This window comes from Namhaeicola litoreus (genome assembly GCF_042679565.1).
Lineage (GTDB): Bacteria > Bacteroidota > Bacteroidia > Flavobacteriales > Flavobacteriaceae > Namhaeicola > Namhaeicola litoreus.
Genome location: NZ_JBHTMY010000003.1, coordinates 68,326 through 90,769 on the forward strand (window position 1 = coordinate 68,326; position 22,444 = coordinate 90,769).

The following is a 22,444-nucleotide window of genomic DNA, read 5'->3' on the forward strand; positions in this document are numbered from 1 at the left end:
GGTTGCTTTTAAACGGTTTAAAGCTATTTAGATTAAGCTAAACTCGCAACGTGCTTAGTTAACTTAGATTTTAAATTAGAAGCTTTGTTCGTATGAATAATATTCTTCTTAGCCAATTTGTCTACCATAGAAGTAATTTTAGCTAATTGCTCCTCAGCATCTTTCTTGACAGATAACTCACGAAAACTTTTGATAGCATTACGCGTAGTTTTGTGTTGGTATTTGTTTCTGGCTCTCTTTGCCTCGTTACTTCTAATTCTCTTTAATGCTGACTTGTGATTTGCCATTTTTTCTGTTTTAAAAATTCATTTAAAAATGATTTGTAGCCCGTAGGGGAATCGAACCCCTCTTACCAGGATGAAAACCTGGCGTCCTAACCGATAGACGAACGGGCCTTGGATAACTTTTTATCTCAAAAGCGAGTGCAAAAATAATACATTATTTTATCTCTGCAAGTTTTTTTTGAAAAAATTAATAAGCTTTTGCAAATAAAACTCTTCCCTTAGATCTTTTGCCAGAAAAAACACAAATCCCTTCCTCAGATGGAGTATCTAAAGGTATACAACGAATTGTAGCTTTGGTTAAATTTTTAATAGTCTCTTCTGTTTCGGCACTTCCATCCCAATGCGCTGATAGAAAGCCTCCTTTCTCTTCTAAAACTGTCTTGAATTCCTCAAACGAGTTTACTTCTGTGATATGATCGTTTCTGAACTGATGTGCCTTATCGAATAAACTTTCTTGAATTTCATCCAGCGTTCGAATGATGGTTTCAGTGATGGTATGCTTTTCTATGATCGTCTTTGTCAAATTATCCCTCCGAGCTAATTCAACAGTTCCTTTTTCTAAATCTCTAGGTCCAATAACAATGCGCAATGGCACTCCTTTTAACTCATATTCAGCAAATTTCCATCCCGGTTTCTGTGTAGTTCTGTCGTCAAACTTAACAGAAATATCTTTATTCTTGAGTTCGTCCATGATCTCATGGGCCATTGCCGATACGGCAGTTAGTTCTTCTTCAGATTTATAGATGGGCACAATAACGACTTGAATGGGTGCCAATTCTGGGGGCAATACCAAACCGTGATCATCGCTGTGGGTCATAATCAAAGCACCCATTAATCTTGTTGAAACCCCCCATGAAGTTGCCCATACGTAATCTAAGTCTCCTTCTTTACTCGTGAATTTTACATCAAAGGCTTTGGCGAAATTTTGCCCTAAGAAATGTGATGTCCCCGCTTGAAGAGCTTTCCCGTCTTGCATTAAGGCTTCGATAGTATAAGTTTCCAGGGCGCCCGCAAACCTTTCATTCACTGATTTTGTACCCTTGATAACCGGCATCGCCATAAATTTCTCTGCGAAGGTTGCGTAGACACCTTGCATTTTCTCAGCTTCTATAATGGCCTCACCTTTTGTAGCATGGGCGGTATGACCTTCTTGCCATAAAAACTCTGCCGTTCTCAAAAAGAGCCTAGTTCGCATCTCCCATCGCAGAACATTAGCCCATTGGTTAATAAGTAGTGGCAGATCTCGGTACGATTGTATCCATTTTCTGTAGGAATCCCAAATGATCGTCTCGGAAGTAGGTCTGATGATTAATTCTTCTTCAAGCTTTGCAGTTTCATCTACAACAATACCTTTCCCATTTTCGTCATTTTTTAACCTGTAATGCGTAACTACAGCACATTCTTTGGCAAAACCATCTACGTGACTGGCCTCTTTACTAAAGTATGACTTCGGAATTAACAAGGGGAAATAAGCATTTTCATGCCCTGTATCTTTAAACATCTTATCCAAAATACTTTGCATTTTTTCCCAGATGGCATACCCATAAGGTTTGATCACCATCATTCCTCGTACACCTGAGTTTTCAGCAAGATCGGCCTTCATCACAATTTCATTGTACCACTTGGAATAGTCCTCACTTCTCGAAGTTAATTTTTTACTCATAATAGATTTTATGTTTTGGCATAGATATTGTATATCTTTAGCAAATAGGTTGCAAAACTAAAGAATTTGCTACTTATATCGATCAAAAAATAATGCTTTATGAAAAACTTTACTCCAAAAAAGAAAAATAAATTTTATTTCCTTAGTGCCATGTTTCTTGGGCTATTCTTTGCTTCTTGTACCAGCACTCAAGGGGTATACTCTGATAATGACGGGATATATGGATCATCTCCTACAAGAGTAGTTACTGCTGTTCAAGAGGTTCCCGGAGCAAATTACCAGCGTTATTTTGAAACTGAGGCAAACAATATTTATATAGAAGAGGACGATATTTTTACGGATATAGATGGATATGTAGGATATTCCGATGCAGATCAAGCAGCTGTTCAGATTGAGGGTGATTACAATTACGGGAATACACCTTGGGGATACAATGATAGTAATGTGTCTATTAACTTTCATATGGGATTTGGTTATGGTGGCTATTGGGGATATAATCCTTGGAGATGGGGTTATGGAGGCTATTGGGGTTGGAATGATCCTTGGTATGGATGGGGTTGGGGTTATCCAGGTTTCGGATGGGGTTATCCCGGATATGGCTGGGGCTATCCTGGTTATGGTTGGGGTTATCCCGGATATGGTTGGGGTTATCCTATTTATCGCCCTCCTTATTATTCTGGATCTTATGGCAAAAGAAATAATTATCCTGTGCGGTATGCCAATAACGGAAATAGAACGGGGTACACAAGAACAAGTCAGTCAGCTTCTACAAGACCTAATATTTATAAAAATAGTGTAGCACAAAATGCCTCTTCAAATAGGTCAACTAATTACAGAAGAAGTTCGAGTAATGCTGTGAATAACAGTTATCAACGTTATAACCAGCAGAATTCAAACAGAAATACGAATGGTTATAATAGAAATTCCAATTCAAGTCCTAGTTACAGTCCATCCATGGGGCGAAGTTCCGGATTTAGTCGAGGTAGCTCAGGAGGAATGAGAAGTTCTTCAGGAGGTAGAAGAAATGGTCCAAATGTGGTTTCAAATGACCAAGGCACTGTCGATCAAATTCAATCAAATTCAAGAAATTACAGAAGTACGGGTAGACCAGTAAACAGTGATTTTAAGAATACCTTAAATTCTTTGAGAAGCCAAAATGATAATGCATCTTCACTCACGAGATACGAATGGAGGAATGGACAAGCTTACCGTGTAAATTTGGATAATACACAGAGACAGGAAATAGTGAATAAAATAAGAAATAATGTCGATCTTATAAATGAAGGACAAAATAGAAATTATTCAAATGGTCCAAATTCAAATAGGGCTAAGTCTTATAATTCAAAAAAGAATAGACAGAGCGTAGAAACGAGTAGCGCTAAATCAAATGTGAGTAGTCAAAAAAGTAGCCGTGCTACATCTGTTTCTAATAACAGTACTTCATCTCCGTCCAGAAATGCCTCTAGTGCTTCAAGTAGCAGATCATCTTCATCTGGAAGCAGTTATGCAAGAAGTAGCAGTGGAGGTGGATCTCGAACTAGACAATAAATCAATTCTCTTTACAGATCAAAGAACAACGTATGAAAAGATTTTTACTTATGATGTTGCTTGTGCCTATGTGGTCTCAAGCTCAAATTATTAGCTACGCAGATGGCGCAGCACTATTTTCAGGTGAAGATAATTATGGAACCGCAAGATTTGTGGGGATGAGTGGAGCCTTTGGGGCACTTGGAGGTGATATGTCTGCTGTGGATATTAACCCCGCAGGACTAGGTGTTTTTAACAATACGAGCTTTTCTGGTAGTTTGAGCTATAGAAACAATAAAAATTCTTCCAGTTTTTACGGTGAAGGAATTAGTAGTAAGGATGATAATTTTAATTTTTCCCAAATAGGTGTTGCTACCGTTTTTTACACAAATAATCCTACCGGATTTCAAAAAGTGGTTTTGGGTTTTAATTATAGCTTGGTAAGAGATTTTGATAATTCTTTTTTTGTGACTGGAAATAGTGGTGTTCCGGATTTTGTAGAAGATCCTTTTTTGAATTTTGACGATGATCCATTAAATAATGTTTATTATGACTTTGTTGATCAGCAAAATTTCAAGAATTATACCTTTGGATCTAACGACCGATTCAGTTTTAGCATGGCGTCACAATACAATGATAATTTGTATTTGGGGATTAGTTTTAATTCCCATCAACTCGATTTTTATCAAAGAGCAGAGTTTTCAGAATTTAATAATGATGGATCAGGCAATACTTTAGACGCTTACCTTGATCAATACCTGGATGTGTACGGATATGGATTTAATTTTAGTGTAGGAGCGATATTTAAGCCCATTGAAAGTCTCAGACTTGCTCTGGCATATAAATCACCTACCTGGTATGATATTTCAGAAAGATTTACTGAAGAATTAGAGATTTATCCCAGTAATACATCAGACGTTTATACGGAATATGGATCACCGAATTATTTTGATTATAGTATGAACACTCCTGGTGAGTTTACCGGTTCTGCGGCCTATATATTTTCTAAATCAGGGTTGATCAGTTTCGACTATATTTATCGCGATTACCAAAACCTTTATTTAAAACCTTCCGGGGATTTTATAGAAGATAACAACTATATCGAACAGAACTTAAAAGGCACCTCCTCTTTCCGGATAGGAACGGAGTGGATTTTTAGTAATTTGAGTTTTAGGGGAGGGTATAGGTTTGTGCAAAGTCCTTATGAAAATAGTTTTGTCAATGAAGATTATTCAGGGTATTCCTTGGGAATGGGAATTAAGTTTGGTAGATCGGTGGTTCTTGATTTTGCCTATGATCAATTTAGCAGATCGTATGGTTATCGCTTTTTAAATATAGATGGAGTTGAACCCGCTGTCATTGATGAAGACATCTATAGAATTACTTCTTCGATGGTTTTTACTTTCTGATAAATAGCAATCTATAATATATTTAGGGCTTCAATAATTTGGAGCCTTTTTTATTTTGTTAGTAAAAAAAGTGTTAAATTTAACATGGATTTTTTAAAATTATCTAACCTAAAAACCTTAATCAATGAAAAAATTATTAGCATTTTTAACAGTACTATTATTTTTACTTTTGGTTTGGCGCGCATGGAGCTGGTATAAGGATACCGTAGTGTGTTGCGATGAAACAATCGTTGAAGAAGTAAAGGCTGTTGGACCTTTAGTGTTTGACTGTAATTCTGATACACCAATCACCAGTTCAGATTGGGCTTCAAGAAAAGCAGCAATTCTTTTAGAAAAAAAAGAGGGTGAAAAACTCTTGGTGGTTGCTCCGTACTTTGATGGAGAGACCAAAGAATTAGGCCTTGCCAGAGCAAAGAAACTCAGCGAATTGTTTGCAAACGAACTCAATTCTGAGGCAATTGAATTAGATGTGCGAGGACCATTGGGTGATTGCCAAGTAGCATTGTCAGACCCACTGCACAAAAGTATTTTTAAATGGGTAGTGCGAAATGAGAACGTGACGGAGCTTCACGACAAAGTATTTATCTATTTTGAATATGATAAAACAAAAGAAATAGATACAGAGAATGTTGTTAGATATCTTAGTGAGCTCATCGAAGAGGTAAAAGCGAGTGGTCAATCTTTGCACATTACAGGTCATACAGACTATGATGGAGATGAAGACTATAATTACAATCTCGGATTAGAAAGAGCCGAAAGAGTAAAAAATTATCTCATCAGCAAAGGTGTGTCTGCCGAAAGAATAACGGTAGAATCTATGGGTAAAAAGGAACCGATCGCAGACAATACAACTGAAGAAGGCAAACAAAAAAACAGAAGAGTAGAAATTGAAATAAAATAAACTAACCAAATTTAAAACACAATATTATGATTAGATTAGCAATAAATACAACAGCATGTGATGGTTCAGATGTTTTTTGGCCATGGTTATTATGGCTCTTAGGTGCATTCTTGTTAGGATTGCTCTTGGGCTGGTTGTTGAAACAAATTTTTGGTGGAGACGGAGATTCTAAAATAGCAGCACCAATAGTAGCGGTTGATGCCGTGAAGGACGATCTCACAAAAATAGAAGGAATTGGTCCTAAAATTCAAGGATTACTTAATAATGACAGTATCTGGAGTTTTAAGCAATTATCAGATACAAGTTCTTTGCGACTTCAAAGAATTCTGGATGCCGCAGGGCCTGCCTATACAATGCATAACCCAAGGACTTGGTCGGCACAAGCTAAACTAGCTGATGAAGGCAATTGGGAAGAATTGAAAATATGGCAAGAGCACCTAAAAGGAGGTGTGTAGTTATTAACTTAAATAGAAATCAAAAAAAGAGAGTCGTCATCAACTCTCTTTTTTTATGCAAAAAAAAAGCTGTTCATAAAAACAGCCCTTTTTCATTAATTAATTTCGAGTAATATTTAATTGTTTTCTATCGTTTAAAAAGCGAATCTCCAAAAATTTTTCCTTCCTGATCTGGGACTTTTTGCATTTTGTTGATTCAACATACTTCTCACATAATCACGACCTTTATCAGTGATCTTCACATTTATTGAAAGAATTCGGTTATTTGAAATTCCAAACGCTTCCAAATTTCTCGGCTTTCGCTCCTCCTCAACAATCAAATGATTGCTCTTGAGATACGCAACTGCCTCTTTAATCTTACTGTAATCTTCTTCCAAGACTGAAACATCAATAAAAGTTTCATTATCATTGGAGAGAAGTAATTCTAAAATGTTTCTTTCTATGATCATAGTAACGGGGGTTTTTTACTATACTTAGTATAGATGGGTGATTAATAAATTGGTTGCGTAAGGATATTGAAAAATTCTGATTTTTTTTTGAATTCGAGAATTTTAGCCCTTTTGAAACAGTAATATCATAATTGATGCAAGTAATATTTGCCATATCGCCATATTTCAATTATGATTTATGCCTGTTGGTAAACGATCAAAAAATGTAAAAAAGAAAAGGGATTTACTAGATTTTTAATATAAAATATCGGCATATTTTTTTTCTCATCGGGTTTTTGACTATTTTCAGCGGCAAAATAAAAGATTGAATGGATACGAATATTATTAGGAATAAAGAGTTGAGCATATTTGAGGCATTTCTGCCTGTAATGGTACTGGTGGTTTTGTTGGCCTATAATGTTTTTGTATTTGGTGATGATGCGTTGAGCGGATCTAATCAGTTCATTTTATTAATGGGAGGAGCAATCGCTGCCATAGTTGGGTTTAGAAACAAAGTTACTTATGATCAGATGATTCATGAAGTTGCCAATAATTTGAAATCTACCACAGGAGCAATACTTATTCTGTTATTTGTAGGTGCCTTGGCAGGTACATGGCTGATCAGCGGAGTGATACCCACTATGATTTACTACGGACTGAAAATTTTAAATCCTACTTTCTTTCTTCCGGCAACGGTGGTTATTTGTGCAATAATCTCTATTGCAACAGGGAGCTCATGGACAACCTCTGCCACGGTGGGCATTGCTTTAATAGGAATTGGTGGGGCAATGGGAATTTCTCTAGGAATGGTAGCTGGCGCAGTTTTGTCCGGTGCTTATTTTGGAGATAAAATGTCGCCTTTATCGGATACTACGAATCTTGCCCCTGCAATGGCTGGAACGGACCTATTCACGCACATCAGATACATGGTTTATACGACAGTTCCATCTATTGTGATCACACTTATCATTTTTGTCATCTTAGGCTTGTTCGGGGATGTGAAAGGGGAAGCAGATACTACGGCCATTCTAGCGTCTATTGATGAGGCATTTTATATAAGTCCGTGGTTATTTCTTGTGCCGGCTACTGTCATTTTTCTAATTATAAGAAAGACTCAACCACTTGTGGCACTATTGATTGGTACCTTATTGGGAGCTGCCTTTGCGCTCATTTTCCAACCTGAAGTTGTCGCTCGTTTGGCCAATGTGGAAAAGCTAGATTTCAGATCAGCTTATATGGGCGTAATGAATGCAATGACTGTGGATACGGCCATAGAAACCTCTAATGAACAATTGAATGATCTCTTCACGTCAGGAGGTATGGCAGGTATGTTGAGTACGATCTGGTTGATCATTTGTGCCATGGTTTTTGGTGGAATTATGGATGCCATTGGCGCTTTAGCAAAAATCAGCAGTGCCATGTTGAGTATGGCAAATTCTGTTTTCGGTTTATTCTTTAGTACCACGGCCAGTTGTATTGTTTTAAATGTGACGGCAAGTGATCAATATTTGGCCATTGTTGTTCCTGGGAAAATGTTTAGCAAGGCTTACGCCCTTAAAGGATTAGCTCCGGAAAATCTGAGTAGAACTTTAGAAGACTCCGGTACGGTTACCTCAGTGCTTGTACCTTGGAATACCTGCGGGGCCTATCAATCTAAAGTTCTGGGCGTTGGGGTACAGGATTATTTTGTCTATGCGATTTTTAATTATCTCAGTCCGATTATGACCTTATTCTTTGCAGCATTTCAGATCAAAATTAGAAAGTTGGTAGACTAGGGTGTTAACTTTCTTCGTTGTAATACACCTTGTAGTACTTCATTTTTTTCTCTTCATCAAAACCGTTTTCAAGGTATTCTGCCGCTGCATCGGGTGCATCGATATCCAGTTTAATTTGGATATGGGTGTCTAGTTTTATTTCAGTTTTAAATTTCTGTTTTTGTTTTTTTACAACAAGCTCAGATACATGAAATTGATTTAAGACAACCATTTCTCTATCATTTTCATAGTTCTTTTTGAACTCATCAAATAAATCTTCTTGTCCCACTGAAGTTTCAAAAAGATTTTTCTTAAAATCGTGAATATTTACCGTGTCATTTTCTTTAAAATAATCTACAGTTTTTGCCAGGAAATTACCTTGTTCTTTGGTGCCAAATTCTTTCTTTAAGATATCTCCGGCAAATTCTTTACAAAGATCTAAATAGGTCATGGTATGAAAATTCTTGTCGTTTGCATATTTCACATGTAGAAAGTTTTTCAACCAATACTGGGCATCATAATTATTGTTGTCTACACTCAAAACAGGAAAACCTTGCTCGTCGGAATAATTGATAATCAAGCATCCTTTGTCTATTTTTTTTGTACTGATTCCTTTCTGAACTGCTACATCGTAACTGCCATCTTGCAAATAGGTCTGAAAAAAGTCTAATTTATTTTCAACTTTGAAAATACCGATCGCACTGGTGAGAACATCATTAAATTCAACATCATTAAAATATACCACAATCACATCCCCCGTTTTAATATTGGCAGAATTTGACTGCTCATATAAATGTTTGACTATATTCTTGGAAACATCGATAAATAAGGATTCATCCGCAAATAATTGTTTGCTGTAACTGTACAATTCATTTAAATTGATGTCTGCATGATGATCAAATCGATAACTTTCAGCCAAATTCATAAATGGTTTGAGTAGAAAAGGTAACATTAACTGGTAACTGTCTTCGTCAAAGACTACAGCGCTTTCGGAAAAAGCATTTTTTGTGTCGTTAAACTTATTTCCAACTTTATGTAAAATCAGTTGTGAAATAACAGATTTCTGTCTTTTGATCATATTCTTGAGGCTAAAAATAAATAGATTCGAAGAAAGGTAAAAAAATAGTTATACTTCATTTTTTTTCTTCAGAAACGAATTGGCAATATTAAAACTCCTACTTTAATTATCCTAAAAAAAGAAAAAAGATTCTAGAAATAGGTCTTCATCAATAGAAACTATAAGTTTAATTTTAATTGAGGTTCAAACAATTTGAAGCTTTTTCGATGATGCGGACTGATGCCGTTTATTTCTATCGCACTGCGATGTTCTTTGGTAGGATAACCTTTGTTTTTTTGCCAATTATAAGCTGGAAAGGATTCATGCAGCTCAGTCATATAGGCGTCTCTATATGTTTTAGCTAAAATAGATGCAGCGGCTATGTTGAGGTACTTTCCATCACCTTTGACAATTGTCTTATGGGGTATAATGCTGTATCTTTTGAATCGATTTCCATCCACAGCGATAAACTCGGGGACGGTTTCTAGCCCTTCCAATGATCTGTGCATGGCGAGGATGGATGCATTGAGAATATTGATTTTATCAATTTCTTCCTGATAAACATATGCTACATGCCATGCAATTGCCTCCTTTTCAATGATTTCTTTCAATTCCAACCTTTGCGTTTCTTTTAGCTGCTTGGAATCGTTTAAGAAGGGATGTTCAAAGCCTTTTGGAAGTATAACAGCACTGGCTACAACGGGTCCGGCCAGACAACCTCTTCCGGCTTCATCCGTACCGGCCTCAAGTAAAAACTCAGAATATCTCGCTTTTAGCATCTGTGCAATTTATAAAATTGTAGGAAAATGAAAATACTGTGCAAGCATTTTATTTCAACAGATTTAATTTCTTTAAAAATTCTACCTTTGCCTTTTGCAAAATACACAATATGCTAAGAGCTTTTTTGCTTGTTTTAATGACTTTTGTTTGTTCGATCTCATCGGCACAGATCAGAAATGAAAGCCAATTTAATCCAATGAGCAATCGCTTTGAAGAAAGTGTGACGGATACGCTGATCAATAGAAACGAAATTACCGTTCAAATTTCTGGTAAAACATCTTATAAAGATTATAAGGTCATCAATTTTGATCTGGACTCGATTTATGTGGATACCACGATGAGTATCCAAACCTATTATGAGTTTAATCAGCAGAAAAGAGATCAATTTGGTAGGATGAGTTTACCAAATCAAGGGCAGACCTATAATGACCTTACGTTTTCGTTTTACAATAGCAATCTATTTCCGGATATTGGTGCAAGAACTAAGCATGATCGTTATTATAGCAAGGAAGATGTTGTTTATTATTATGTTCCTACACCTACAACCCAACTAATGTATCGTACAGGAATGGAACAGGGTCAGGTAGCAGAAGGTATCTTTACCTTTAATTCTTCAGAACAGATCAACTCTTCGATTTCGTTTAAAGGGACACGTTCCCTCGGTCATTATGTAAGTAATTTGAGCGACTTAGGAAGTTTTAGAGTTACTTCAAACTATCATACTAAAAATGAGCGTTATTACCTGCGTGCCCACATCGCTGCGCAGGATGTCATCAACCAAGAAAATGGAGGTTTGACAGATGATTCCATTGAAGATTTTGAAAGTGGCGACTCAAATTTTAAAGACCGTGCAAGATTGGAAACGAACTTTGTTGGCGGTGAAAGTATCCTTCGAGGAAATCGTTATTATTTCGATCACTTTTATAAACTTTGGAAAGGAAATGATTCTATCCCTTCAAAGAAATTTTCTCATTTGAGCATCGGACATATCTTTAATTATGAAAGAAAGCATTTTCAATATAATCAGGAAGGAACAAGTGATATCTTTGGAAATGCCTTCACTTCAGATATAGAAGATGAAGTGGAAAACTTTTCTTTGTACAATGAACTTTTTGTACAATTCAGATCACCTTATGTTTTAGGCGATTTTGTCGTGAGTCTTTCTAACTATGATTATACCTATGGGTACGACAGAATATTGATTAGTGAAGAGACAGTCATCAATGATCGTCTTGATGGGAATGTGGTCTCTGTTGGAGCAAAATGGACAACAGATTTAAAAAAGTTTAATTTAAAGGCTGAAGCTAAAAGCATTCTTGCAGGTAACCTTGAGGGATATTTTTTAGGTGGAGGAGCTTCTTTTAAACTAGATACTGTAACTTCGTTTTATGCGGATGCTTTTACACATAATAAATCGCCAAATTTCAATTTTTTACTTTTTCAAAGCGATTATAAAGCATTTAATTGGCAGACCAACTTTAAAAATGAACAGAGAACAGGTCTACTTTTTGGTATCAGATCTGCCAAGTGGTTAGATGCAGAAGTGTCGGTAACCAATTTAGACAGTTATACCTACTTTCAAGCTGAAGGAGATATTGTAAAACCCATACAAACATCACAATCCATTCAATACCTGAAAGTGAATGTAAGAAAAGAGTTTAGACTAGGAAAATTTGCCTTAGACAATTCTTTTATCTATCAGGAAGCATCAGATAATGGTGATATTTTTCCTGTGCCAAGATTTGTGACGCGTAATTCACTTTATTTTTCGGATTGGATTTTTAAAGGAGATCCTCTCCAGTTGCAAACGGGTATTACTTTTAATTATTTCAGTAAGTTTAACCTACAATTATACAATCCGGTCCTAGGAGAATTTGCTGTACAAAACGAAGGGGAATATGGCGGATTTCCTATGTTCGATTTCTTTATCAACGCGCAGGTTCAACGCACGAGGATGTATCTCTTATTCGAGCATATCAATTCAGATTTAACGGGTTATAATTATTATTCTTCTCCTGGTGTGCCATACCGGGATTTTATGGTGCGTTTTGGAATTATTTGGAATTTCTTTATTTGATTTATGAAAAAGGAATTGCAAATACAGGTTAGTCCCGAAGAAGCTCATTTTGAAGATCAATTACTCGAGATAGCTGCACGAGAATTGAAGCTTAGTTCCAATAGAATTCTACATCTCAACATTAAAAAGAGATCCATTGATGCCAGAAAGAGAAAGGTAAAAATAAACCTGCTTTTGGAAGTTTATGTCGATGAAAAGTTCAATCCACAAACAAGATCAAAAACCAACTTTCAAGAAGTGCACAACGCTGAGTCTGTCATCGTCATCGGAGCAGGTCCAGCTGGACTATTCGCTGCACTTCGACTTATTGAGTTGGGTTTAAAGCCGATCATTGTCGAAAGGGGAAAAAATGTAAGAGAGAGAAGAAGAGATTTGGCGGCTATTACTCGTTTTCATACTGTCGATCCTGATTCGAACTATTGTTTTGGCGAAGGTGGAGCAGGCACCTATTCAGATGGAAAGCTCTATACCCGATCAAAAAAAAGAGGGGATGTCAACCGTATTCTACAGCTTTTGATTGAACATGGTGCCGATGAAAATATTGCCATTGATGCACATCCACATATTGGGACAAATAAATTACCGAAATTAATTGCCAACATTAGACAAACTATTTTAGAATGGGGTGGTGAAATTTTGTTCAATACACGAGTTGTTGACCTTCTGATCAAGGAAAAACAAATAACAGGTGTGCGTACCCAAAACAATGATAAAATTGAAGCCAGAAAAGTAATCTTGGCTACCGGACATTCGGCACGTGATATATTTGAGTTGTTGTACCGTAAAAATATAAAGATAGAAGCCAAACCCTTTGCATTAGGGGTAAGGGTAGAGCATTCTCAGCAACTCATAGATCAAATTCAATACCACTGTGATGCACGTGGAGATTATTTACCTGCTGCGGCTTATAGTGTGGTAAAGCAGGTAAAAAACAGGGGTGTCTATTCCTTTTGTATGTGTCCGGGTGGCGTTATTGCTCCATGTGCCACGGCACCGGGTGAAGTTGTTACCAATGGCTGGTCACCTTCTAAAAGAGATCAGCCAAGCTCAAATTCTGGCATTGTGGTTGAATTGAGTCTTGATGATTTTAAACCTTATTTGGCTTTTGGTCCTTTAGCCGGCGTAGAATTTCAAAAGCAAATAGAGCAAACTGCCTGGAAATTAGGAGGAGAGACACAAAGAGTACCCGCCCAGCGTTTGATCGATTTTACCCAAGGGAAAACATCTAAAAACATTCCGCAAACCTCATATATTCCCGGAACTACTTCTGTAGAGTTGGGAGAAGTCTTACCCCCTTTTATTTATAAGTCATTACAAGAAGGTTTTAAACTTTTCGGACAAAGCATGCGTGGATATTTAACCAATGATGCTGTAGTTCATGCTCCTGAGTCGAGAACCTCTTCACCTGTAAGAATCCCGAGGGATAGGAATACTTTAGAGCATATAGAAATAAAAGGTTTGTTTCCTTGCGGTGAAGGTGCTGGTTATGCAGGAGGTATTATTTCTGCTGCCATTGATGGAGAAAAATGCGCTGAACAGGTTGCTATAGGCTTAGGGGTGTTTGTGCCGGAATAAAAGCGATATCGAATATGTTTGAAAAATGATTTAGTATTTTGGATTTTACCTCATCCATAGATATTTTACTATTTAATTCAGCTTCTAAAGAGGTAACCGCCTTTCCTTTGATACCACAAGGAATAATATGGTCAAAATAACCCAAATTCACATTGACATTCAGTGCAAATCCATGCATGGTTACCCATCGCGAAGTTCGTACACCCATCGCACAGATTTTTCTGGCGAAAGGGGTGCCTACATCTAACCAAACCCCTGTCTCGCCCTCACTTCTGCTTCCTTTTAAGCCGTATTCGGACAAAGTTCTAATGATCACTTCTTCCAAATTACGCATGTATAAATGAATATCGGGTGAGAAATCTTCTAAATTGAGTATGGGGTATCCAACAATTTGTCCGGGTCCGTGATAGGTAATATCGCCACCTCGATTGGTTTTCATAAACTGAATTCCTTTTTCATTGAGTTGCGCTTCGTTGAGCAATAAATTGCTGATATCACCACTTTTTCCCAAAGTATAAACATGGGGATGCTCTGTAAAAATAAAGTAGTTGGGGTTTTTTTCTTTGTTTTCTCTTTTGCGGTTGGCCAATTTAATATCGATGATTCCTTGATGCAGTTTTTGTTGAAAATCCCAGGCGTCCTGATAATCTTTTACACCTATTTCTATGAGTTCTATCTTTTCCATTAGTTTTTCGGATTGTTCAAAATGATCAAAGCTGCCAGAACGCCGGGAACCCAGCCCAAAGCGGTCAGTATCAAAACGATAAGTACCGATCCACAACCTTTGTCGATTACAGCCAGCGGAGGGAGTACTATAGCAAGCAATACACGCCAGAAACTCATTATCTTAACTTTTAACTTTTTACTTTTACCTTTTTACTTTTTACTTGTCCTTTATCCTTTATCCCGGACTGCAACAGTGGCCATAAATGGCTTCAGGTTCTAAGAATATAACCCGAAGTTTTGCAACTTCGGTTTCTCTCTCTTCTTTTTTCCATCGATGAAAAAAGAAGCAAAAAAATCTAGGCTGCAAATAAAAAAGCACTTCGCCCTTCATCAAGGCTAAGTGTGGCGGAGTGATCTTCTCATAGCCAATCGAAGCTTCTCCGTCTTACTAAGCCTTGATTTTGATCTCAGCACTTTTTTCTTTGAGGCCGGGTTAAAATCACTAATTCACAATTTCACTCATCATTCAACACTCATCACTCATAACTATCCAAACTTTTAACTTTTACCTTTTTACTTTTTACTTGTCCTTTATCCTTTATCCTTTATCCTTTGTCCTTGTCCTCGGCAAAGGTCTTAAAAAAAAACTAGGTGTAAAAATCTTTAAAAGAGCCGGTTGCGGTTTCTGAAAACCATTGTATCTTTGGCGCCTATTCAATAAATCTTTAATTTCAAAAAAAATGCCATTATCAGAGCAAGAAATCGTACGTAGAGAATCACTTACAAAACTCAGAAATTTGGGAATAAATCCTTATCCTGCAGACGCTTTTAAAACGACATCTTCGGTAAAAAAGGTAATTACAGATTTTGAGGAATTAGAAGGTAAGGAAGTGATTTTGGCCGGCAGAATGATGAGTAGAAGAATTATGGGTTCTGCGTCTTTTGCTGAATTAAAAGATGCAAGTGGAAGAATGCAGATCTATGTCAATAGGGATGAATTGTGCCCCGGCGAAGATAAAACCATGTACAACGAGGTCTTTAAAAAATTACTGGATATTGGAGATATTATAGGAATTAAAGGGACTGTTTTTAAAACCAAAGTAGGTGAAAAAAGTGTGAGTGTCAATCAACTTACCCTCTTATCCAAAGCTTTGCGCCCTTTGCCAATTGTAAAAGTTGATGCAGAAGGGAAGACGCATGATGCTTTTAGTGATGCTGAAATGCGCTACAGACAGCGGTACGTAGATTTAATTGTGAATGACCATGTAAAGGAAACCTTTATTAAAAGAACAAAAATCACGAATACCATTCGGCAGTTCTTTAATGACAGGGGTTATTTGGAAGTGGAAACACCCATTCTTCAACCTATTCCTGGTGGTGCAGCGGCACGTCCTTTTGTGACCCATCACAATGCCTTAGATATGCCTCTATATTTACGTATCGCCAATGAACTGTACCTAAAGAGATTAATCGTGGGAGGTTTTGACGGAGTATATGAGTTTTCAAAAGATTTCAGAAATGAGGGAATGGATAGAACCCATAACCCCGAATTTACGGTAATGGAACTCTATGTAGCCTATAAAGATTACCATTGGATGATGGAGATGACCGAACAATTATTGGAAAAGGTCGCCATAGAATCAAATGGGAAAACAGAAGTGCAAATCGGGAAAAATACTGTAAATTTTAAAGCACCCTATGCGAGAGTTCCTATTTTGGAGGCCATAAAAATACATACTGGTTTTGATGTTGCAGGGATGAACGAAGAGGAGTTGAGAGAGGTTTGTAAAAAAGTAGGAATCGAGACCGATGAAACCATGGGCGTAGGTAAAATGATTGACGAATTGTTCGGTGAAAAATGCGAGCACCATTATATCCAGCCTACCTTTATTACAGATTACCCCAAAGAGATGAGTCCGTTGTGTAAAGAACACAGAGATAATCCTTCGCTAACAGAACGATTTGAGCTAATGGTGAACGGAAAAGAATTGGCAAATGCCTATACCGAGTTAAACGACCCAATCGATCAATTGGCTCGTTTTCAGGATCAGTTGAGCTTGTCGGAAAAAGGAGATGATGAAGCTATGTTTATAGACAAAGATTTTGTGCGGGCACTGGAGTACGGTATGCCACCAACCTCAGGTATTGGTATTGGTATCGACAGATTAGTGATGTTTATGACCAATAATCTCTCTATTCAAGAAGTATTATTTTTTCCACAAATGAAACCGGAGAAAAAAGTACCTGAAATGGGCCCTGATGAAAAAGTAGTTTTCGATTTATTAAAAAGTAGTTCTCCCGTTGAATTGAACGCTTTAAAAGGACAAACAGGACTGAGTAATAAAAAATGGGATTTTGCTATCAAAAGTCTGACAAAACATAAGTTAGCGAAAGTTGAAAAAACTGAAGAAGGGCTTTTTGTAGAACTTTTATAGGAGTAGGTGTTTCAGGAGAAAACCTAAATTTTAACTTTTAAAAAAGGAATTGCTGAAGTGTAATTCCTTTTTTTTTGAATTAGGAAATGATTTTTACAACGCTGTTATAGTGATTGAATCATAGAAAATTGAACATAAATATTGCTTTGGAAGTTCATCTAAAAAACATCTTCAATAATTGTTGAAATCAAGGTTTTACCGAATTGATCAACACTGTTTTTAAAAATTTGGAATTCGGATAAAAAGACAGAATTTATTGCATCGCTATGACCATTAATTTTGTACCTTTATTACACTCATAGTGTCAGTTAAGGCAAAAAAAATGCCTTTACCGCCAACACCAATTCATAAGTGTTTTGAAAAAAAAGGATATTTTTTCTATTTTGCTCATCGCTCTTCCCCTATATTTTACTTCCGCACAAGAGCCTGTTAAGCATCCTATACTTACGAGTAGGTTTCAATTTGGTGCAGGTGTTTATATTCCAACACAAAAGGTCAAATTCAGTGTCGACGGAAAATCTAAAGATCAACTAATCGAATTTGATGAGACATTCGACTTCAATAACAACCGGGCTACTCCGCAATTTACTTTCGACTGGCGATTTGCCAATAAATGGAGGTTGGGTGCAGAATATTTTAACGCCAGCTATGCCACTAAGGCTGTTCTAAAAAGCGATATTACTGCAGGTGATTATACCTTTAACAAGGGAAGTAATGTGGGAGTTGGATATACGATCAATCTCTATAGAATTTTTGTTGGTCATTTGATCTCAAGTGGTCAAAAACATGAGTTGGGTGGAGGTTTAGGGGTTCATTTACTCTCCATAAAACCATTTATAGAGGGTAATATCATTGTCAATGAGGGTGATAATACCTTTAAACGTGTTGCAGGCGAGGCAACAGCTCCCTTGCCAAATATTGCATTATGGTATTATTTTGCCCCAACAGAAAAATGGGCATTTACAGCTAAATTTGACTGGTTTGGAATAACAGTGAACGAATATTCGGGATCTTTATGGGACCTTTCACCGGGGGTGCGTTACCGGTTCACGAAGTATTTCGGATTGGCTATAGATTACAGGTATTTTTTAGTGAATGCAGGGATCAATCAAAACCAATGGAACGGTTCTGTTGATCTTTCTTTTAGTGGGCCATCTTTTACTCTTTATGGAAGTTTCTAGTGTAATTAAAATGTTTTATTAATAAAAAATGTAGAAGTCTTGAAATAAATTTATAAAGCAAAAAAAAATGAGAATTAAAGGTTTAATTGTTTTACTGTTAACAATCTTCATAGGTTGTTCAGTCTCTGATGATAATTCTAGGGAAAATGAGGTTTTAATTAAAAAATATGTTCTGGCTGTAGAAGAAAATGATATAGCAACAATGGAATCTCTGTTGGCAGATAATTATGTCGGACTAGGTCCTTCTGCAAATGATTCTATCAACAAAGTGGGTGCCCTCGAAAATTGGCAAGTTAATATAATGAACCTTTATGAAAGTGTAAAGTACAGCAAATCACGAATTATTTCTGTTAAAGTACCTGATGGTGAGAATAAAGGGGAATGGGTTTCAGTCTGGGCAGAGTTGAAAATCGTTTACAAACAAGATAAAAAGGAGGTAACTGTTTGGACAAATTCTGTCTATTTAATTGAAAATGGAAAGATAGTAAGAAGTTTTACTTTTTACAATGAAGCAGATGTTTTGGAACAATTAGGGTATGTATTTATTAATCCAGATTATTTATAAATAGAGAAAAATGAAAAATTTAAATTACTTAATTATTCTTGTTTTAAGTTTTGCTGGTCTAATGGATACAGATGCACAAGAAACCAGTATAGCAAAAAGTTTAGGGCTTTACGCTTTTCCTGGAAAGGATCAAGATGCGAAAACCCAAGATGCTGACGAATCAGTATGTTTTAAATGGGCAATGGAGCAAACTGGATATGACCCCTTGAATCCTACAAAGGTAACAGCTGCGAAGACGGATACTTCACCGGATGGATCTGCTATAGTTGGTGCTGCGGGTGGTGCTGCAGCAGGAGCTGCTATTGGAGCTATTGCTGGAGATACAGGTAAGGGTGCAGCCATTGGTGCTGTGGTTGGAGGACTTGCCGGTCGGAGGTCAAAAAGAATGGGAGATGCTCATGAGCAACAAGCTAATAATCAAGTGGCTGAGCAAGAACAAGCCCAATTGTTAAATGATTATAAAAAGGCTTTTTCTGCTTGTCTAGAAGCTAAAGGGTATACGGTTAAATAGGGTTTAAGCAGAGTAAGTGTAAACCTATTCTGTTTTACCAACAATGAAGTAAACCAGGAAATTTGTAAGATACAGAAAAGAGTAAGTATTTACTTGACTTTTTCTAAGTTATATTAATTTTTGTTAAAAAGAATTAGTAATTTCACCTTCGTTATAATATAAATGAATTAACCATGTACAAGACAAAATTTTATGTAGTTATCGCAGTGTTTATGGCGATGTTGTTTGGACAAAACATTCAAGCGCAAACTTATACTGAAGAAATAGATATGTTCCAATCTATTTTTGGTATGGAAAAAAAAGAATTAGTTTCTGATTTTCTGCAAGATGCGGCCAACGATGATTTTTGGACACTTTATGACGAGTATGAATTAAAGCGAAAAAGTTTAGGAAAAGAGCGCTTACAAGCACTCACCAATTATGCCAATAACTATGACAGTATGGATCTGACTGGTTATGATAATACGATCAAAGAAATGATCAGATTGAGAAGCGCTAATGATAAATTGATCGATAGCTATTACAAAAAGATCAAGAAAAAATCCGGTTCAAAAGCGGCGGCACAATTCTTTCAAATAGAATCGTATATTTTGAGCGAATCTCGTTCAGCAATTTTGGAAGGCATTCCATTTATTGGAGAGTTAAACTAGCCTGAAAAAAAAATATATTGAACGCCCTGTTTTATAAAGACAGGGCTTTTTTATTTTTTGTTCCATGCAAATAGTATTTCATCGTTAATTTAGAATTGTTTTAAAAAGATTTTAGTCAAAAAATGAAGGTTTTAAATTACCTTTAAGGTGGTTATCGCATTCATTTGATCTTAATTACCCTCATCATGAAATATTTTAAATTTTTCCCATTTCTTTTGCTTTCCGTGCTATTTGTTCAATTAAGTCCAGCCCAAGAAAAAAAACCAAAAGTAGCTGTTGTTTTAAGTGGTGGTGGGGCTAGAGGGATAGCGCATATCTATACCTTACAGATGTTAGATTCTTTAGGGGTGGTACCTGATTTAATTATTGGAACAAGTATGGGGAGTGTTGTAGGAGGTTTATATGCCATGGGATATTCGGGAAATGAAATTGAAGAATTAGCCAGGACTACTGATTGGGAGTCACTCTTTAGTGGGACCATTTCATTAAGAGATATTAGTAACGAGGAAAAAAGTGAGTATAATCAATATCTCGTCGATTTTGATTTCGTAAAAGGAAAACCCAAAGTCAGTAGTGCTATAATAAGCGATCAGAATTTGCGCGAATATTTTCATAGTTTGACCTTTTCGGTTTACGATGTAAAAGACTTTGATGATCTTGCTATACCTTACAGAGCCATGGCAACTGATATTGTGAATGGTAAGGAGGTTGTTTTGTCGAGTGGTTCCTTAAATTTTGCTATGCGCGCAAGCATGTCTATACCCGGTGTATTTATGCCTTTGGACTACAATGAAACACTGTTGGTGGATGGAGGTGTGCTGAATAATTTTCCAGTTGATGTAGCTAAGCGCATGGGTGCAGATATTATTATAGGTAGCGACGTTGGGGGAGGGATGAAGCCAAAGGAAAAATTAGATAATATAGGGAGTTTACTTTTTCAAACTGGGATGCTCAGTAGTAATTTAAAAAATCCTGGAAATAGAGCACTATGTGATATATTGATAGATCATGTACCTTATTTAACTTATGAAACCGGAGATTTCGCTAAGGCAACAGAAATTTATGAAGAGGGTAAAATAGGCACCTTAGTTGAAAAGCAAAAATTCATTGAACTTGCAGAACGATTAAAAGGATTTCCTCAAACTCCTGCAAAAAGACCTGATGTTAAAGATGAGTTTTTTATTGAAAATATAACCTATACAGGAATAAGCGAGGAGTATTTACAAACAGTAAAATCTAGAGCAAATTTTAAAACACAAACTAATTATACAACGTCAGATATCAAAGATGGGATAGATAAAATTGTTGGAACGAATTTCTTTGAGATTGTTAGTTACGATATTAAAAAAGATGAAAACGATAAATTAGTTTTAGAAATTAGTGCTGTAGAACAGTCAAAACACCAAGTAAAAGGCGGATTACATTATGATTCGTACAATGGAATTGGCCTTATTCTAAATTATACCGGTAGAAATGTATTGGGTAACTCATCTCGATTATTGTTAACTTTAGATATAGCAGAACAACAAAGAGGACGCTTGCAGTATCAAAAAATATTTGGAGAAAAAAGAGATTGGTGGTCTAGAGCTGAAGCCTACACAGAAAATTTAGATCAAGATTTTGTGTTTGAGGGTCAAACTGTCGATGAGTTCAGATACAGATATTCTTATGGAGATCTACAGTTCAATAAAAACATAAACTCTTTTAAAAGTTTTGTTGGATTGGGTTTATTGTATGAGTTTACTCGGATAGTACCAAAAGCTGATCCTGATATTGTTGATAATTTCTTGGGCTTAGAAGATTATAGGTTTAATAATTTTTCACTTTATGCCCAATATAATCATAATTCATTCGACCGGGCATATTTTCCAACGAAAGGAGTTAAGTATAAGGCCATGCTCAGCAGATCCCTGTACAATGAAGCCAATGTTAATTACATAGATGAATCTATTGGGGATTTTAAAAAACCTGTCAACGGATTTACAAAATTTACGTTTGACTTTGAAAAACGCTTATCGATCTCCGAGAGCTTAACCGGAATTGCAGGGGCAGATGTTGGTTTCACTTTTTATGATGATTTAAAAAGTGACGAGGTAGATTTTGCTGACTATGCCTACGGAGCAAAATACTATTTGGGAGGGGTGCTTACAAGACCAAGAAGAGATAATTTCGTTTTGCCAGGATTGTTGGAAAGCGAATTGGCTGTTAACCAGTTTATGATGGTAGAGTTGGCATTGCAATATAATTTTCTAGGATTGTTTTATCTTAAGCCTCACGTAAATTTTGGTACAGTAGGTTTTAGTGATTTTAATAATTATATTGAAGATGCGTTTTCACCAGATGGCAATTGGAAAGAGACAATTGATCCTAGTAGTATATTCACGGCAGGTGTTACAACTTCGATAGACACATTTTTAGGTCCAATTGATTTTGATCTGAGCTACACAAATGATATAAGCAAAATTCGCTTTTTTATAGGGGTTGGTTATCAATTGAATAGATCAAATTAAAATAGGTTGAAAATTG

The 22,444-nt window shown here is 36.4% G+C and carries 20 protein-coding genes and 1 tRNA gene; 13 read left to right on the forward strand and 8 right to left on the reverse strand.

The window, feature by feature from the left end:
- Nucleotides 1–32 precede the first annotated feature (32 nt).
- The 3 genes from rpsT to proS all read right to left on the reverse strand — a co-directional run bounded on the left by rpsT (nucleotide 33) and on the right by proS (nucleotide 1,947).
- Nucleotides 33–287: a 30S ribosomal protein S20 gene (gene rpsT / locus ACFQ39_RS07560; RefSeq protein ID WP_377177680.1), complete on the reverse strand. Its 255-nt coding sequence runs from the start codon at nucleotides 285–287 to the stop codon at nucleotides 33–35.
- Between the two features lie 36 nt (nucleotides 288–323).
- Nucleotides 324–395, reverse strand: a tRNA-Glu gene (locus ACFQ39_RS07565).
- Between the two features lie 76 nt (nucleotides 396–471).
- Entirely contained in the window at nucleotides 472–1,947 is a 1,476-nt protein-coding gene (proS, locus tag ACFQ39_RS07570; protein WP_377177682.1) for a proline--tRNA ligase, read from the reverse strand.
- Between the two features lie 99 nt (nucleotides 1,948–2,046).
- Here proS and ACFQ39_RS07575 point away from each other — a divergent pair, with 99 nt between their 5' ends.
- From ACFQ39_RS07575 to ACFQ39_RS07590, 4 genes are all read left to right on the forward strand, one after another.
- Nucleotides 2,047–3,495, forward strand: a complete 1,449-nt coding sequence (locus ACFQ39_RS07575; protein ID WP_377177684.1) for a hypothetical protein — start codon at nucleotides 2,047–2,049, stop codon at nucleotides 3,493–3,495.
- Between the two features lie 32 nt (nucleotides 3,496–3,527).
- Complete coding sequence (locus ACFQ39_RS07580) at nucleotides 3,528–4,883, forward strand: OmpP1/FadL family transporter (RefSeq protein ID WP_377177686.1); 1,356 nt, start codon at nucleotides 3,528–3,530, stop codon at nucleotides 4,881–4,883.
- Between the two features lie 124 nt (nucleotides 4,884–5,007).
- Entirely contained in the window at nucleotides 5,008–5,784 is a 777-nt protein-coding gene (locus ACFQ39_RS07585; RefSeq protein ID WP_377177688.1) for an OmpA family protein, read from the forward strand.
- 26 nt (nucleotides 5,785–5,810) lie between these two features.
- A complete protein-coding gene (locus ACFQ39_RS07590; RefSeq protein WP_377177690.1) occupies nucleotides 5,811–6,239 on the forward strand; it encodes a hypothetical protein in 429 nt (142 codons plus the stop codon).
- A gap of 134 nt (nucleotides 6,240–6,373) precedes the next feature.
- Here the strand turns inward: ACFQ39_RS07590 and ACFQ39_RS07595 are convergent, their stop codons facing one another.
- Nucleotides 6,374–6,688 carry a hypothetical protein gene (locus tag ACFQ39_RS07595; protein ID WP_377177691.1) on the reverse strand — a complete coding sequence of 105 codons (315 nt, stop codon included), beginning with the start codon at nucleotides 6,686–6,688 and terminating at the stop codon, nucleotides 6,374–6,376.
- A gap of 308 nt (nucleotides 6,689–6,996) precedes the next feature.
- On the opposite strand from ACFQ39_RS07595, the gene nhaC reads away from it, so the two are divergent.
- On the forward strand, nucleotides 6,997–8,442 hold the full coding sequence (gene nhaC, locus ACFQ39_RS07600; protein WP_377177693.1) for a Na+/H+ antiporter NhaC: 1,446 nt from the start codon (nucleotides 6,997–6,999) through the stop codon (nucleotides 8,440–8,442).
- A 4-nt stretch (nucleotides 8,443–8,446) separates the two neighbouring features.
- Here nhaC and ACFQ39_RS07605 read toward each other — a convergent pair whose 3' ends face one another.
- Nucleotides 8,447–9,499, reverse strand: coding sequence for a nucleoid-associated protein (locus tag ACFQ39_RS07605; RefSeq protein ID WP_377177695.1), 1,053 nt, complete (start codon nucleotides 9,497–9,499; stop codon nucleotides 8,447–8,449).
- A gap of 158 nt (nucleotides 9,500–9,657) precedes the next feature.
- Nucleotides 9,658–10,257 carry a ribonuclease HII gene (locus ACFQ39_RS07610; protein WP_377177697.1) on the reverse strand — a complete coding sequence of 200 codons (600 nt, stop codon included), beginning with the start codon at nucleotides 10,255–10,257 and terminating at the stop codon, nucleotides 9,658–9,660.
- Nucleotides 10,258–10,367: 110 nt separating this feature from the next.
- Here ACFQ39_RS07610 and ACFQ39_RS07615 point away from each other — a divergent pair, with 110 nt between their 5' ends.
- Entirely contained in the window at nucleotides 10,368–12,335 is a 1,968-nt protein-coding gene (locus tag ACFQ39_RS07615; RefSeq protein WP_377177699.1) for a putative porin, read from the forward strand.
- 3 nt (nucleotides 12,336–12,338) lie between these two features.
- Nucleotides 12,339–13,910 carry an NAD(P)/FAD-dependent oxidoreductase gene (locus ACFQ39_RS07620; RefSeq protein WP_377177701.1) on the forward strand — a complete coding sequence of 524 codons (1,572 nt, stop codon included), beginning with the start codon at nucleotides 12,339–12,341 and terminating at the stop codon, nucleotides 13,908–13,910.
- On the opposite strand, the gene lipB is transcribed toward ACFQ39_RS07620, so the two are convergent.
- Both lipB and ACFQ39_RS07630 read right to left on the reverse strand, forming a co-directional pair.
- Nucleotides 13,879–14,595, reverse strand: coding sequence for a lipoyl(octanoyl) transferase LipB (gene lipB, locus ACFQ39_RS07625; protein ID WP_377177703.1), 717 nt, complete (start codon nucleotides 14,593–14,595; stop codon nucleotides 13,879–13,881). The genes ACFQ39_RS07620 and lipB overlap by 32 nt on opposite strands.
- Complete coding sequence (locus ACFQ39_RS07630) at nucleotides 14,595–14,753, reverse strand: YqaE/Pmp3 family membrane protein (RefSeq protein WP_377177705.1); 159 nt, start codon at nucleotides 14,751–14,753, stop codon at nucleotides 14,595–14,597. Before ACFQ39_RS07630 ends, lipB begins: the two co-directional genes overlap by 1 nt.
- Before the next feature lie 563 nt (nucleotides 14,754–15,316).
- Between ACFQ39_RS07630 and lysS the strand changes: the two genes are divergently transcribed.
- The 6 genes from lysS to ACFQ39_RS07660 all read left to right on the forward strand — a co-directional run bounded on the left by lysS (nucleotide 15,317) and on the right by ACFQ39_RS07660 (nucleotide 22,428).
- The gene (gene lysS / locus ACFQ39_RS07635) at nucleotides 15,317–17,011 is read left to right on the forward strand and encodes a lysine--tRNA ligase (protein ID WP_377177706.1); all 1,695 of its coding nucleotides are present in this window, start codon (nucleotides 15,317–15,319) and stop codon (nucleotides 17,009–17,011) included.
- A 356-nt stretch (nucleotides 17,012–17,367) separates the two neighbouring features.
- Nucleotides 17,368–18,192 carry a hypothetical protein gene (locus ACFQ39_RS07640; protein ID WP_377177708.1) on the forward strand — a complete coding sequence of 275 codons (825 nt, stop codon included), beginning with the start codon at nucleotides 17,368–17,370 and terminating at the stop codon, nucleotides 18,190–18,192.
- A 67-nt stretch (nucleotides 18,193–18,259) separates the two neighbouring features.
- Nucleotides 18,260–18,757: a nuclear transport factor 2 family protein gene (locus tag ACFQ39_RS07645; RefSeq protein ID WP_377177710.1), complete on the forward strand. Its 498-nt coding sequence runs from the start codon at nucleotides 18,260–18,262 to the stop codon at nucleotides 18,755–18,757.
- Between the two features lie 10 nt (nucleotides 18,758–18,767).
- Nucleotides 18,768–19,268 carry a glycine zipper domain-containing protein gene (locus ACFQ39_RS07650; protein WP_377177712.1) on the forward strand — a complete coding sequence of 167 codons (501 nt, stop codon included), beginning with the start codon at nucleotides 18,768–18,770 and terminating at the stop codon, nucleotides 19,266–19,268.
- A gap of 173 nt (nucleotides 19,269–19,441) precedes the next feature.
- Complete coding sequence (locus tag ACFQ39_RS07655) at nucleotides 19,442–19,918, forward strand: hypothetical protein (RefSeq protein ID WP_377177714.1); 477 nt, start codon at nucleotides 19,442–19,444, stop codon at nucleotides 19,916–19,918.
- Nucleotides 19,919–20,103: 185 nt separating this feature from the next.
- Nucleotides 20,104–22,428, forward strand: coding sequence for a patatin-like phospholipase family protein (locus tag ACFQ39_RS07660; RefSeq protein WP_377177716.1), 2,325 nt, complete (start codon nucleotides 20,104–20,106; stop codon nucleotides 22,426–22,428).
- Nucleotides 22,429–22,444: the final 16 nt, after the last annotated feature.